At 59.3% G+C, this 13,644-nt stretch carries 12 protein-coding genes; 5 read left to right on the forward strand and 7 right to left on the reverse strand.

The window, feature by feature from the left end:
* Window positions 1-12: 12 nt before the first annotated feature.
* The 7 genes from SJY21_RS13810 to SJY21_RS13840 all read right to left on the reverse strand — a co-directional run bounded on the left by SJY21_RS13810 (window position 13) and on the right by SJY21_RS13840 (window position 8,214).
* A complete protein-coding gene (locus tag SJY21_RS13810) occupies window positions 13-1,008 on the reverse strand; it encodes an ABC transporter permease (protein WP_377511838.1) in 996 nt (331 codons plus the stop codon).
* Complete coding sequence (locus SJY21_RS13815; RefSeq protein ID WP_377511842.1) at window positions 1,008-2,528, reverse strand: sugar ABC transporter ATP-binding protein; 1,521 nt, start codon at window positions 2,526-2,528, stop codon at window positions 1,008-1,010. Before SJY21_RS13815 ends, SJY21_RS13810 begins: the two co-directional genes overlap by 1 nt.
* Window positions 2,525-3,658, reverse strand: a complete 1,134-nt coding sequence (locus tag SJY21_RS13820) for a Gfo/Idh/MocA family protein (RefSeq protein WP_377511845.1) — start codon at window positions 3,656-3,658, stop codon at window positions 2,525-2,527. The genes SJY21_RS13815 and SJY21_RS13820 overlap by 4 nt, the downstream gene beginning before the upstream one ends.
* Window positions 3,658-4,713, reverse strand: a complete 1,056-nt coding sequence (locus SJY21_RS13825) for a sugar phosphate isomerase/epimerase family protein (protein ID WP_377511848.1) — start codon at window positions 4,711-4,713, stop codon at window positions 3,658-3,660. The genes SJY21_RS13820 and SJY21_RS13825 overlap by 1 nt, the downstream gene beginning before the upstream one ends.
* A complete protein-coding gene (gene xylA / locus SJY21_RS13830) occupies window positions 4,710-6,041 on the reverse strand; it encodes a xylose isomerase (RefSeq protein WP_377511851.1) in 1,332 nt (443 codons plus the stop codon). The genes SJY21_RS13825 and xylA overlap by 4 nt, the downstream gene beginning before the upstream one ends.
* Window positions 6,041-7,045, reverse strand: coding sequence for a LacI family DNA-binding transcriptional regulator (locus tag SJY21_RS13835; RefSeq protein WP_377511854.1), 1,005 nt, complete (start codon window positions 7,043-7,045; stop codon window positions 6,041-6,043). Before SJY21_RS13835 ends, xylA begins: the two co-directional genes overlap by 1 nt.
* Window positions 7,046-7,209: 164 nt before the next feature.
* Complete coding sequence (locus SJY21_RS13840) at window positions 7,210-8,214, reverse strand: ester cyclase (protein WP_377511857.1); 1,005 nt, start codon at window positions 8,212-8,214, stop codon at window positions 7,210-7,212.
* 123 nt (window positions 8,215-8,337) lie between these two features.
* Between SJY21_RS13840 and SJY21_RS13845 the strand changes: the two genes are divergently transcribed.
* From SJY21_RS13845 to SJY21_RS13865, 5 genes are all read left to right on the forward strand, one after another.
* Window positions 8,338-9,018 carry an HAD family hydrolase gene (locus tag SJY21_RS13845; RefSeq protein ID WP_377511860.1) on the forward strand — a complete coding sequence of 227 codons (681 nt, stop codon included), beginning with the start codon at window positions 8,338-8,340 and terminating at the stop codon, window positions 9,016-9,018.
* 1 nt (window position 9,019) lies between these two features.
* The gene (locus SJY21_RS13850; RefSeq protein WP_377511863.1) at window positions 9,020-9,985 is read left to right on the forward strand and encodes a sugar-binding transcriptional regulator; all 966 of its coding nucleotides are present in this window, start codon (window positions 9,020-9,022) and stop codon (window positions 9,983-9,985) included.
* Between the two features lie 165 nt (window positions 9,986-10,150).
* Complete coding sequence (locus tag SJY21_RS13855) at window positions 10,151-11,422, forward strand: ABC transporter substrate-binding protein (protein ID WP_377513252.1); 1,272 nt, start codon at window positions 10,151-10,153, stop codon at window positions 11,420-11,422.
* Window positions 11,423-11,590: 168 nt separating this feature from the next.
* On the forward strand, window positions 11,591-12,529 hold the full coding sequence (locus SJY21_RS13860) for a carbohydrate ABC transporter permease (RefSeq protein WP_377511866.1): 939 nt from the start codon (window positions 11,591-11,593) through the stop codon (window positions 12,527-12,529).
* A 272-nt stretch (window positions 12,530-12,801) separates the two neighbouring features.
* Complete coding sequence (locus SJY21_RS13865) at window positions 12,802-13,635, forward strand: carbohydrate ABC transporter permease (protein WP_377511869.1); 834 nt, start codon at window positions 12,802-12,804, stop codon at window positions 13,633-13,635.
* Window positions 13,636-13,644 lie beyond the last annotated feature (9 nt).

The following is a 13,644-nucleotide window of genomic DNA, read 5'->3' on the forward strand; positions in this document are numbered from 1 at the left end:
AAGGGGCTGTCCTTAGCCCTCTGCTTTCTTGTCACGCTGTAGAATGACGGCCAGAATGATGATCACACCTTGGATCGCCCCGTTCAGATAGGGCGACACGCCGTCCGTCAGGTTCAGGATATTGTCGATAAGCGACAGGATCAGAACACCGATCACCGTGCCCCAGACGCGGCCGAAACCACCCTTGAGCATGGTCCCGCCGATGATCACTGCCGCGATAGCCTCGAGTTCCCACAAAACGCCCGTGCTGGGCGAGGCCGAGCCAAGACGCGGCACATACATGATGGTCGCCACACCAACCAGCACCCCCAGAAAGACGTAAGTGAGCATGCGCACGCGGTTCACGTTGACCGATGAATACCGCGCCACCTGATCATTCGATCCGACCGCCGCCGCGTGCCGTCCAAATGCCGCGCGGCGCATGACCAGCTCGCCGATGATCGCGACAATGGCAAAGACGATGATCGGCCAGCTGATCCCCAGAATGCCGTCAAAATAGATCGGCCGGATGATCGCGCGCATTCCGAAATCAAGCGAAAGGGTGCCGCCATCGGACAGCCATGTCACAAGGCTGCGATAGATGCCCATCGTGCCCAGTGTGACGATAAACGCCTCGATCCGCATGTTCGTAATCAGGAACCCGTTCACGAACCCCGCCGCGGTGCCCGCGACAAGTGCCGTGAGCATCCCCATCATGACAAGGGGCCATCCCGCCCCCATCGTCGGAAGCAGACCGTTCATCACAAGGATCATCAGACCGGCAATAAACGCGGCCATCGACCCCACTGACAGATCCAGCCCCCCGGCGGTGATCACGAAGGTCATGCCCACGGCGATGATGCCGATAAAGGCCGAGCGCGACAGAACATTGCTGATGTTCCCCGCGCTGAGGAAATTCCCGTTCAGCGCGGCGCCAACAATAACCAGCACAACAAGCGCAAGGATCGGACCAAGGACCTTGAGGTCCGGGAACATGTTGGATTTCAGAGATTTTTCTGCCGTGGCCATTATTGCGCCTTTTCCTTTTGCGTTTCCAACCCCATGGCAAGCCGCACGATCTTGTCTTCGGTCATGTCCGCGCCTGACACATCGCCCGCGATCGCCCCGGCACGCATCACAAGAATCCGGTCGGCAAGGCCGATGACCTCTTGCATCTCGGAACTGATGACGATGATGGATTTGCCCTGCGCAGAAAGCGCGTGGATGAATTCGTAGATTTGCTGCTTGGTGCCGATATCAATGCCGCGTGTCGGCTCGTCGATGATCACGATGTCAGGATCGGCCAGCATGACTTTGGCTATCAACAGCTTTTGCTGGTTGCCGCCCGACAGGTTGCCAACGGCCACATGGCGCGTCGGTGCGCGAATGTCGAAATCCGCGATCGCCTTGGTCAGGGCGGCGTCTTCTTGATCCTGGTCCACAAGCCAATTGGTGAAGTCGGGCAAGCACTGGAGCGTCAGGTTTTCGCGCATCCCCTTGTTCAGGAGGAGGCCGCGGCTCTTGCGGTCTTCGGTCAGATAGCACAGCCCCGCATCCTGCGCCTGTCGTGGTGATTTTATCGCAACAGGCTTGCCATCAATGCGCACTGTTCCACTGGCAGAGCGCAGGCCGATAAGACCTTCCATCGTTTCCGTGCGCCCCGATCCGATCAGGCCGGAAATGCCCAGTATTTCGCCTTTGCGCAAGTTGAACGAGATGTCGCGCGCAAACCCCGGCACCGATAGCCCCGTGACCTCGAGCGCCAGATCGGACCCGACCGAAACGGCACGGGCCGGATAGAGTGACGACACATCGCGCCCCACCATTGCTTCGGCCATTTGATCCTCGTTGTAATCACTGGCCGGACCTTGAGACACCACATGCCCGTCGCGCAGGATCGTGATCTTGTCCGAAATGCGCTTTACTTCGTCAAGCTTGTGCGAGGTGAACAGAATGGCGACACCCGCGGCTTTCAGGTGTTCGACCTGTTCAAACAAAACTTCGGCTTCGCGTTCGGTGAGCACGGCTGTCGGCTCGTCCATGATCAACACTTTGGCCTTGCGCGACAGGGCTTTGGCGATTTCGACCATTTGCTTGTCGGCGTTGGCGATATCACACACCCGCGCGGACGGGTCGACCGTGCAATTCAACCGGGCCAGCAACGCGCGGGTCTCGGCCTGCATCGCTGCCTTGTCCAGAAACAGGCCACGCTTTTTCTCGTGCCCAAGGAAGATGTTTTGTTCAACGCTCAGCAGATCGGCAAGGTTGAATTCCTGATGGATCAGAACCACACCCTGTTCTTCGGCATCTTGTGAATTTGCAAAAGACACAGACGCGCCGTTCAATGTCACCGCGCCTGCGGTCGGCGTCAGATAGCCCGACATGATTTTCATCGCCGTGGATTTGCCCGCCCCGTTTTCACCGATCAGCGCATGCACCTCACCGGGGACCAGCGCGATGTCGATGTCGTGCAGCACCTGGACAGGTCCGAAACTGCGACAAATCTTGGTCAGCGCCAAAGTCAAATGCGGGGCGGGCGTTTTGGTCATACCTTGACCCATGCCGCGTTGCGCGCCGAAGACCGCACGCAAGCGTCGATAAACGCCACACCATCCAGCCCGTCATGAACCGTCGGCAACAGGTGATCCGGCGTTGCACCATCGCGGGCGGCAATGATCAAATCCGCGGCTTCGTTATAGATGTTGGCGAACCCTTCAAGGTATCCTTCGGGATGACCGGGCGGGATGCGCGACGTCGCAAGATTTGCGTCATGTGCGCCCGCACCATTGCGCGTCAGCAGCCGCTTGGGTTCACCATGGGCGGTAAACCACAGATAATTCGGGTCTTCCTGCGCCCATTCCAAGCCGCCCTTTTCGCCGTAAACCCGCAGCTTCAGGCCATTTTCGTTGCCCGGCGCGACCTGGGATGACCAAAGCATGCCCTTGGCGCCGCCGACGTAGCGCAGCATCACGTGCACGTTGTCATCCAGGCGGCGACCCTCGACAAAACTGGTCAGATCGGCCGCGAGGCTTTCCAACCTCAGCCCCGTCACGAAACCGGCAAGGTTATAGGCATGCGTGCCGATATCACCGACACATCCACCCGCACCCGAACGCGCGGGATCGGTGCGCCATTCGGCCTGCTTCAACCCTTCGCCTTCCATCGGCGTTGTCAGCCAGTCCTGCGGATATTCCACCTGCACCACGCGAATTTTTCCCAAAGCCCCTTCGGCGACCATCGCGCGCGCCTGACGCACCATCGGGTAGCCCGTGTAGTTGTGGGTCAGGATGAAATGCGCCTTTGACTTTTGCGCCGCCGCAACCAGTTTTCTGGCGTCCGCAAGCGTCGATGTCAGCGGCTTGTCACAAATGACATGGATGCCGCGTTTGAGAAACTCGCGCGCGGCGGGGTAATGCACGTGGTTCGGGGTGACGATGGCCACCGCTTCGACGCCGTTTTTCAAACGGGCCTCGCGCTTGGCCATTTCCGTGAAATCGCCATAGCAACGATCCTCATCCAACCCCAGTGCCGCGCCCGAGGCCTTGGATTTTTCTGCCGTCGAGGACAGCGCCCCCGCGACCAATTGAAACCGCCCGTCAATGCGCGATGCGATCCGGTGAACGCCGCCGATAAAGGCGTCATTGCCGCCCCCTACCATGCCAAGCCGAATTGGTGCCATCAGTCGATCCCCATCATTTTTGCGTTGAGAGCTGTATCCGCGCCGCCATCGGCAAAATCATCAAACGCGCGTTCCGTGACGCGGATGATGTGATCCTTGACGAATTGCGCGCCTTCGCGTGCGCCATCTTCGGGGTGCTTGAGCGCACATTCCCATTCGACCACGGCCCAGCCGTCAAAGTCGTTGGCGGCCATCTTGGAAAAGATCGCGCCGAAATCGACTTGCCCGTCACCCAGCGACCGGAAGCGTCCGGCGCGGTTGACCCATGACTGGTAGCCGCCATAGACGCCCTGACGTCCGGTCGGATTGAACTCGGCATCCTTGACGTGGAACATGCGGATGCGGTCCTTGTAGATGTCGATATTGTCGATGTAATCCAGACATTGCAGGACATAGTGGGACGGATCGTAAAGCATGTTGGCGCGCGCGTGGTTGCCCGTGCGCTCAAGGAACATCTCGTAGGTGATCCCGTCATGCAGGTCTTCGCCGGGGTGGATTTCATAACAGACATCAACGCCGCACTCCTCGGCGTGATCCAGTATCGGCAGCCACCGCTTGGCCAATTCGTCAAATGCCTGTTCGACCAGACCGGCGGGGCGTTGTGGCCATGGGTAAACATAGGGCCACGCCAAAGCGCCGGAAAAGGTTGCATGTGCGCCGATCCCAAGGTGTTTGGACGCCGACAGCGCCTTTTTGACCTGATCAACGGCCCAGTCCTGACGCGCCTTGGGATTGCCACGCACCTCGGGCGCTGCGAACCCGTCAAAAACATCGTCATACGCGGGATGCACGGCAACAAGCTGACCCTGCAGGTGGGTTGAAAGTTCGGTCACTTCAACGCCGTTCGCGCGGGCCTGTCCGGCCCAGTCCTCGCAATAGCCTTTGGATGTCGCGGCCTTGTCCAGATCTATCAGGCGCGCATCCCAACTGGGAACCTGCACACCCTTGTAGCCGCAATCGGCTGCCCATTTGGTGATGGAATCCCACGAATTGAACGGCGCCTCATCGCCTGCGAATTGCGCCAGAAACAGCGCCGGACCTTTGATCGTTTTCATAGCTTCCTCCTTGTCGTCACACGTAGCGGTTGACGATATTCTTCGAGTTTCTCTTGTTGTCCTGAAACGGGCTGCGGGCGGATCGCGCGCGCCTCGGCATCTGCTGCAATGCCGTCCAATGTCGCACCTTCGGTCAGCATCGCCTTTGCCGTGTCGCTTTCCCAACCGGCATAACGTGCGCGGCGCGGCCCCTCCAACGCGTCATCGGTGATCATCGCATGGGCGGCCTTCAGCCCCCGCGCGCAGACATCCATGCCACCCACGTGGGCCGCGATCAAATCACTGGGGTCCAGAGACTGACGGCGCAGCTTGGCGTCGAAATTCGTGCCGCCGGTCGTAAAGCCACCTGCCTTGAGAACTTCGTAGTAGGCAAGTGCTGCCTCGGACGGGGAATTGGGAAACTGGTCCGTATCCCAGCCCGACTGATAGTCATTGCGGTTCATGTCGATCGAACCGAAAATTCCCAAAGTGCGCGCCATCGCCAGTTCGTGTTCAAACGAATGGCCCGCAAGGATCGCATGGCCTTGTTCGACATTGACCTGAACCTCGTGTTCAAGACCGAACCGTTTCAGGAAACCGTAAACCGTGGCGACATCGTAGTCGTATTGATGCTTGGTCGGTTCCTGCGGCTTCGGCTCGATCAGGATTGCGCCCTTGAAACCGATCTTGTGCTTGTAATCGACGACCATGCTGACAAACCGGCCCATCTGTTCCAGCTCGCGGTCCAGATCCGTATTCAGCAGTGTTTCGTAACCCTCGCGGCCACCCCACAGCACATAGTTCTCGCCCTTCAGGCGGTGTGTCACATCCATCGCCGCCTTCACGGTCGAGGCGCAATAGGCAAAGACATCAGGGTCGGGGTTGGTCGCGGCACCCGACATGTAGCGCCGGTTTGAAAACATGTTCGCCGTGCCCCAAAGCAGCTTTGGCCCGCCCTGCGACATTTTTTGCGCGAAATAATCCGCCATCTCGTTCAGGCGTTTGTGGCTTTCTTGCAGGCTGTCGCCCTCGGGGCGCACATCATGGTCGTGAAAGCAGAAATAGGGGACACCAAGAATGCGAAACATGTCAAAGGCCGCATCGGCCTTTTGTTTCGCCAGTTCCATCGTGTCTGCGGGGAACCAGGGGCGCGTGAATGTCTGGCCGCCAAAGGGGTCGTTTCCGTCCCACACAAAGTTGTGCCAGTAACACACGGCAAAGCGCAGATGCGCGGCCATCGTCTTGTCGCCAAGCACCTCATCAGGATCGTAGTGCCGGAACGCCAGCGGGTTTGTGCTGTTTGGTCCACCGTATTTTACGGGCTCGATATCGGCAAAGTAGCTGCGCATTAGATGTTCTCTCGGCTGTAGATGTTGAATGGGATTTTTCCGATTCCGATGGGAATATCGCGCCCTTCGGTCAGGTCGCGCATGATGGAAACCGCGGTCACGACTGCGGTCGAGGTGTCCTGGTCCAGGACCAGATCAATTGTGCCGTCGCGCAAAGCCTGGCGCGAGACCGACGTCAGTTCATGGACGATCGTGACGGGCTTTGGGTCCATGCCCTGTAGCGCGCGCACCAATCCCTTGTTGCCAGCCCCGATGGCATAGATGCCAACCACGGGCTGGGCTTTTGTCGCTTGGGATACCAAATGTTCGACAGTTTGCGCGTCATCATTGCCTTCAACAGCCGGCAAGAGCGTCAGATGCTGGAACCGTTCCTGCATGACCCCGCGAAACCCCATGAAGCGTTCGTTGTGATCGCGCGCCGACAATGAACCGGCGATCATCAGGATCGACCCGGACCCGCCCAGGAACCGTCCCATGAACTCGGCAGCCGTGCGACCGGCGGCCACGTTATCAAGCCCCACATAGGCTGCGCGATTGGATTGCGGAAGATCAGCCACAAGGGTCAGGACCCGCACACCCGACGCCAACAGGCGATCCACTTCCTCGTGGATTTCGGGCGACTGACTGACCATGATCGCAACCGCGTCACAATCAAGATCGCGCAAGACTGCGACTTGCCCCGCCACATCAAAGGCCTGTGTCGGAATGATCTGGATAAGGATCTGATCTTCGACCAATCTGGCACGCTCGCGCTCCAGCGCGGCATGCAACTGCGCAACGAAACCGGTGTCCCCGGAAGGGACAACAAAACAGAACCTGTAAACGCGACGGCGCGACAGGTTCGCAGCAGCCAGATTGCGCACATATCCGGTTTGGGCGACGGCGGCTTTGACCCGTGCCTCGGCCTTTGCCGACACGCCCCCGCGATTGTTCAGGACGCGATCAACCGTTGCAAGGCTGACGCGGGCGGTCTTTGCGACATCATAAATCGTCGGTCCGTTCATCACCCCTCCCAAGGTCCTGATTGGTAGGGCGAGTCTTGAGGGGCGTCAATCAGATTCCTGATGGTAACACGTCAATACGCGAAATGTCGCGCGTATGGGTGCCCGGTGGAACGGGCGCTTGGCGGGATCGGCTTGGGGGGAAACGCCTGTGGCTGCGTGCGCGTCTAGGTGCGCAGTCCGGCTTTCATCCGGCCCAGCACATCTAGACCTTGGGTGTTCAGATAATGCAGCACGTCGATAAAGACCCAGTTTTCGGCCAGCTTGTCCCCATCCCGGCGGTAAATGTCGATGACGCGAAATTCACCCGGCTTACCGGTTGCCGGCAGCCCCATGAACCCGCCCGTGGCGACCGCGGTGAAATTCGGCCAGCCGAAGAATCCGCCAAAGTGCCCCTCGGCCATGCGGCACAGGTGGCGGGTTTTCGAGCGCTCGGTAAAGCCGGCGCGAAACGGGCCGGAATGCTGTTTGGCGTAGCGTTCAATCGTATAGGTCGCGCCGATACCGGCCGGTCCCCACCAGATCATGTCGTCGTTCCATGTGCGTGCCAGTTCGTCCTCAAGCGGCAATCCAAGACCCCACGTGCCAAGGTCGCTGATCATCGCATTGATCGCGGCCAGCGTTGCGGCACCTGTCGCCGGATCGTTGGCATCATAAAGCAACCCGTCGTGGCCGATCGGGCCAGGCTGCACCAGATGCGCGGCCGTTTGCGGTGGAAACGGGTCTTGCCCGGCCTGAATCATAAGATGCGGGATGTCGCAAAACAGCGCGGTTTCAACAATCTTGCCACCGGCTACCCTGTGAAACTCGCAATAGCGCAGGAACACCATCTTGCCGGTCGGCGGGATGCCAAGCCAGGGCGCATCAAAAAGCCCTGCCAGATGCCCCATCGACACGACCCAGGTGCTGGTTTCGCCGTCGATTTCGTTCAGTCCGGCAAAAAATATATCCTCGCGCCGTTGCAGACGGGTCAGCGATGTCAGCAGCGGCGCCCAAAAAACCCGCGCCACATCAGCCGCCCCCGATTGCTGATCAAACGGGTGCATGCCGCGCCAAACATAGTCGGCACCGGTGACCTGACCAAGCACATCCGCAACCGTATCTGGGGTTGCTGTGGCAAGTGCGGCGTGAAATCCGCGCACGATATTTTTGGCGTTCTGAAGGTCGGTCATGGCGGTCCTGTTCGGGCGTTTCGCGGACTATCCGCCGCACAGCTACCCTGTTCAAGCGCAAATGCGGCCATTGACGATCTGCCCCCGCCCCCTAATCTGGAGCGATTGCAAACAGGAGCGCGCGTGGCCCAATCCCTTGACCTTGTGATCTTTGACTGTGATGGCGTGCTGATCGACAGCGAGGGTATCAGCGCGCGTGTTTTGATCGACGCCTTGGCCGACCTGGGTGTGGTGGTGGACCTTGCGCATTTCTCAAGCCATTTTGTCGGGCGCAGCTTTCCGACAGTGGCAAAAACCATCCGCGAGGCATTTTCCGTCACGCTGCCTGATGATTTTGAAGCGCAGTATCGCGCGCGCCTGCTTGATGCGTTCGGCAAGGAACTGACAGTGACACAGGGTGTTTGCGACGTATTGGACGCGATCAGGCATCCGATCTGTGTGGCAACCTCCAGCAGCCCCCCGCGTGTGAAATGGTCGCTCGAACTTGCCGGGCTGACCAGCTATTTTGGCGGCGCGGTCTTTACGGCCTCCGAGGTCAGGAACGGCAAACCCGCCCCTGATCTGTTCCTGCACACGGCGGCAAAGATGGGTGTTGAACCGTCCCGCTGTCTGGTTATCGAGGATAGCTTGCCTGGGGTGAATGCGGGGCTTGCCGCCGGAATGCCTGTGATCCGCTATATCGGTGGCACCCACCTGAAAGGCCGTGATCTGGCCGATCTCAAGACCCCGCCACAGGTGCCGGTCTTTGACAATTGGCAACAATTCTTTCACATGATGCCCGAACTGCGCAGAAACGAGGGCTGACATGGCCGCGAATGGCAAACCATCGGGCGATCCGGGGCGGCTGGACGATGCGGCGCGCGCAGGGTGGCTGTATTATGTCGCCGGCAACACCCAGGACGACATTGCGCGCAAGCTGGGCGTGTCGCGCCAGTCGGCGCAGCGGCTTGTGTCATTGGCGGTATCGGAACGGTTGATCAAGGTGCGGCTGGATCACCCCATTGGTCGCTGCATGGATCTGGCGCAGGACCTGAAGCAGAAATTCGACCTGCGCATGTGCGAAATCGTGCCATCGGACCCGGCCGCGCCCGACCTGCTGACAGGTGTCGCCATCGCCGCCGCCGCCGAAATGGAGCGTGTGCTGAAATCGCCCGACGAAAAGATCATTGCCCTTGGCACGGGCCGTGCGCTCAAGGCCTGCGTTGAACAACTGCCACAGATGTCGTGTCCGCAGCACCGGATTGTCTCGCGTCTTGGCAACATGATGTCGGACGGGTCGGCCACGCCCTATAACGCGGTCATCCGCATGGCCGACCGCGTGGGCGCGCAACACTATCCGTTTCCCTTGCCGGTTCTGGCACGGGATGCAGCGGAATTGAACGTGCTGCACGAACAAGAGGCCGTCAAAAACACGATTGCCCTTTGTGCCCGCGCGGACCTGACCCTTGTCGGGATCGGCCAGATCACCGAGACCGCGCCGATGGTTCTGGACGGGTTCTTGCCGTTGGACGAACTGGGCGCGCTTGAAAAGGCAGGCGCGGCGGGCGAGATAACCAGTTGGATATATGACGAGACCGGCGCGCTTGTGGATTGCCCCCACAACAGGCGCGTGGCCTCGGCGCCGCTGTCGGTCGCCCAAGGAAAACTGATGGTGGCAGTCGCGGTCGGGCAGGCCAAACTGCGCGCACTGACGGCGGCCTTGCAGGGTGGATTGATCAACGGCGTGATCACAAACGAGGGCATGGCGCAGGCATTGCTGCGCCGCGGCTAAAAGAAAATCTCAAGTGACAGCAATCCGTTATCCGCTTTTTGCGGGAACTTCCGGCTTGCCCATTGACTCGAATCGAGCGGTGAGTGAGTATTTGCCCACGCTATAAGCAAATGCCCAGATAGGGCATATGGGAGGACTACAATGAAAACGACTATGCGTGCCCTTATGGGTGCATCCGCATTGCTGTCGGTTGCGTCGCTCGCGACGGCCGAAAGCCATGCAACCGAACTGACCATCGCGATCGTGAACAACGGTCACATGATCAACATGCAAACAGTTGCCGAAGCCTACACCGAAGAAACTGGCGTCATCCTGAACTGGGTATCGCTGGAAGAAGGCGTCCTGCGCGAGCAGGTCACCTCCGACACAGCCACCGGTGGCGGCCAGTATGACATCATCAACATCGGCATGCAGGAAGCACCCATCTGGGGCGCTGCTGGCTGGATCGAGCCACTGGAACTGGGCGACGACTATGACGTCGGCGATCTGCTGCCCGCAATGGCAAACGGCCTGTCCCATGACGGCACGCTCTATGCTGCACCCTTCTACGGTGAATCCTCGATGGTCATGTACCGCAAGGACCTGACAGACGCTGCCGGCGTCACCATCGCTGACAATGACAGCTGGGACAACGTCATGGCAGCAGCAGCTGCAATGCACGACCCCGACAACGGCGTTTACGGCGCATGTCTGCGCGGCAAGCCGGGCTGGGGCGACAACATGGCGTTCATCACGACTGTCGTGAACTCCTACGGTGGCGCATGGTTCGACGCAGACTTCCGCCCACAGCTCGACTCTGACGAGTGGGCAGCTGCGATCAACATGTATGTTGAACTGCTGGGCTCCTACGGCCCTCCCGGATCCGAAGGCAACTCCTTCAACGAGATCCTCGCGCTTTACAACGAAGGCAAATGTGGCCTGTGGATCGATGCTACGATCGCTGCCTCCTTCCTTGAAGTTGACGGTGTGGCTTACGCCCAGTCGCCAAACGCCGGTAACGCCGTTGGCGCAAACTGGCTGTGGGCATGGGCAATGGCTGTTCCAACAGGCTCGCCAAACTCCGAAGCCGCACATGACTTCATCGAGTGGGCAACCTCCAAGGAGTATATCCAGGCCGTTGGTAACCACCCCGAGTTCGGTTGGGGTTCTGTTCCGACAGGCACACGCGCCTCCACCTACGAAATCGCTGAATTCCAGGCCGCTGCACCTTTCGCAGCTGCTGAAATGGCCGCGATTGAATCCGCTGCACCCGAAGCAACAGACCTGAAGCCTTACGTTGGTGTTCAGTTCGCTTCGATCCCCGAATTCCCCGAAGTCGGTTCCGCAGTGGCACAGGAAATGGCGGCAGCATTGTCCGGCGCCAAGACCGTTGAAGAGGCACTTGCAGACGCACAAGCGGCTGCAGACGCCATCATGCAGGAAGCTGGCTACTACTAAGTAGGTCCTTCCAGAGAGACCCGGGTGCGCCTCGGCCTTTCCACACCACCCCCAAGTTTTTCGTCGTTTGACTGGCCCAAGCACTTCGCTACGCTCGCCGCCTACGACGCCCGCACATCGAAACCCGCACTGCGTCGATTACTTTCACTTAGCTGAGAGGCTTTAGCCATGGCCAATCGTACCATCCCACGTCTGCTCCAGACCCCAGCCGTTTTGCTCTTGCTGTTCTGGATGCTTGTCCCGCTAAGCATGACGCTGTTTTTCTCGTTCATCCGTTATGTTCTGGCCAGCACCCGCCGCCCCGAATGGACATCACCCTCGATCGAAAACTGGCGCGGTTTCGGAAACTATCAGTATATCTGGAACCAGGACGGGTTCTGGCTCGCCATTCAGAACTCGCTGATCATCGTGACCAGCATTCTGTTTCTGACGGTGATCCTTGGCGTTCTGATCGCTGTGCTGATCAACCGCACCTTTGTGGGCCTTGGCATTGTGCGCGTGCTTCTGATTTCGCCCTTTTTCGTGATGCCTGCCGTGAACGCTGTGCTCTGGATCAACATGATCCTCGATCCGGTTCTGGGCCTGCAGGGCGCTGCCGTCGCCAGCATCAACGACCTGATCACCGGCCTGCACGACGCGCCGCTGATTGGCGGGTTCTTCCAGCTCTGGCCGCAGTTCGAACCGATCTCGTTCCGTGCCACCCAAACCTCCGCCATCGCCGTGATCATGATGGTCACATGGCAGTGGACGCCCTTCGCCGTCCTGATCTTCATGACCGCCCTGCAATCCGAAGACCAGCAGCAGAAAGAAGCCGCCATTCTGGACGGGGCCAGCGTGTTCTCTCAGTTCCGCTTCCTGACCCTGCCCCACCTTGGCCGCCCTATCGCGATCGTGGTGATGATCCAGGCGATCTTCCACCTTTCGCTTTACGCCGAGATCGAGATCGTCAGCCGCGGCAACGGCAACAAGAACCTGCCCTATTACATCGGTGAGTTGGTCAACAACAACATCGGCGCGGCCTCGGCCACGGGCATCTTTGCAGTCATTCTCGCCAACATCGTAGCCATCTTCCTGCTGCGCATGGTTGGCAAGACATTGATGGAGTGAAGGACGTCCTGCCATGATCCAGATAGCATCAGTTTCAGTCCCAATTCCGTCAGCACAAGGATTTGACGTGATGACAGGGTGGCCCCCTTTCGAACGTCAAAGACGCCGGGCTGGCGGAATTGAGCGAAACCCCTTCGGGGCGCGGCGGATTTTGTCCCTGCCCGCGTCATCCGAACCTAACGATCAACCAGATCGCCACGGTTCAAATTCCTTGTCAGAAACAAAATCCGACACGCGCTGCTGCTGTCTGGATCATGGAAGGACGTCCTAACATGGCCATCGTCGCACAACACACGAAGTTCTCGAAAATTGCCTGGCCGGTTCTGGCCTGGGTCGTGGCCCTGATCTTCTTTTTCCCGATTGCCTACATGGTCCTGACCAGCTTCAAGACCGATGCAGACGCCGTGAAGCCGGAATTCCTGTTCTTCTTCACCCCGACCTTGGAAAACTACGCCAACATGACGGACAACTATGATTACTGGCGCTTTGCGCGCAACTCGGTGATCACTTCGGTGTCCGCTACCATCTTTTCGCTCTTTGTGGCCGTGCCCTGCGCCTATGCCATGGCGTTCAACCCGTCGCGCGGCACCAAGGACATCCTGATGTGGATGCTCTCGACCAAGATGTTGCCGGCGGCGGCCGTTCTCTATCCGATGATCTTTATGACCAAGGCGGCGGGTCTCTATGACACGCATTTCCTTGTCATCATGGTCCTGTCGCTGATCAACCTGCCCATCGCCATCTGGATGCTGTTCACCTACTTCAAGGACATCCCCAAGGACATCATCGAGGCCGGTCAAATGGACGGCCTGACCACATGGGGCGAAGTGCGCGAAATCCTGATCCCGCTGGCCTGGGGCGGCATCGCTTCGACCGCGCTGCTGATCTTCATCTTCTGCTGGAACGAAGCCTATTGGACGGTCCGCCTGACCACGACCGAGGCCGCAACCCTGTCCAAACTGATCGAAGGCAACCGCGCGCCGGAGGGGCTGTTCTTTGGCCGCCTGTCGGCAGTGTCCACCGCCGCAGTCGGCCCGATCGTCGTGCTGGGCTGGTTCTGTCAGAAACAACTGGTCCAGGGTCTTACCTTCGGCGCCGTGAAATAAGCGTTCGCG

The organism is Octadecabacter sp. R77987 (assembly GCF_042466115.1).
Classification (GTDB): Bacteria; Pseudomonadota; Alphaproteobacteria; order Rhodobacterales; family Rhodobacteraceae; genus SW4.

Excerpts from the sequence above, each read along its gene's own strand:
- SJY21_RS13810 (WP_377511838.1), bottom strand. The coding sequence starts at position 1,008 with ATGGCCACGGCAGAAAAATCTCTGAAATCCAACATGTTCCCGGACCTC.
- SJY21_RS13815 (WP_377511842.1), bottom strand. The coding sequence starts at position 2,528 with ATGACCAAAACGCCCGCCCCGCATTTGACTTTGGCGCTGACCAAGATT.
- SJY21_RS13820 (WP_377511845.1), bottom strand. The coding sequence starts at position 3,658 with ATGGCACCAATTCGGCTTGGCATGGTAGGGGGCGGCAATGACGCCTTT.
- SJY21_RS13825 (WP_377511848.1), bottom strand. The coding sequence starts at position 4,713 with ATGAAAACGATCAAAGGTCCGGCGCTGTTTCTGGCGCAATTCGCAGGC.
- xylA (WP_377511851.1), bottom strand. The coding sequence starts at position 6,041 with ATGCGCAGCTACTTTGCCGATATCGAGCCCGTAAAATACGGTGGACCA.
- SJY21_RS13835 (WP_377511854.1), bottom strand. The coding sequence starts at position 7,045 with ATGAACGGACCGACGATTTATGATGTCGCAAAGACCGCCCGCGTCAGC.
- SJY21_RS13840 (WP_377511857.1), bottom strand. The coding sequence starts at position 8,214 with ATGACCGACCTTCAGAACGCCAAAAATATCGTGCGCGGATTTCACGCC.
- SJY21_RS13850 (WP_377511863.1), top strand. The coding sequence starts at position 9,020 with ATGGCCGCGAATGGCAAACCATCGGGCGATCCGGGGCGGCTGGACGAT.
- SJY21_RS13855 (WP_377513252.1), top strand. The coding sequence starts at position 10,151 with ATGGGTGCATCCGCATTGCTGTCGGTTGCGTCGCTCGCGACGGCCGAA.
- SJY21_RS13860 (WP_377511866.1), top strand. The coding sequence starts at position 11,591 with ATGGCCAATCGTACCATCCCACGTCTGCTCCAGACCCCAGCCGTTTTG.
- SJY21_RS13865 (WP_377511869.1), top strand. The coding sequence starts at position 12,802 with ATGGCCATCGTCGCACAACACACGAAGTTCTCGAAAATTGCCTGGCCG.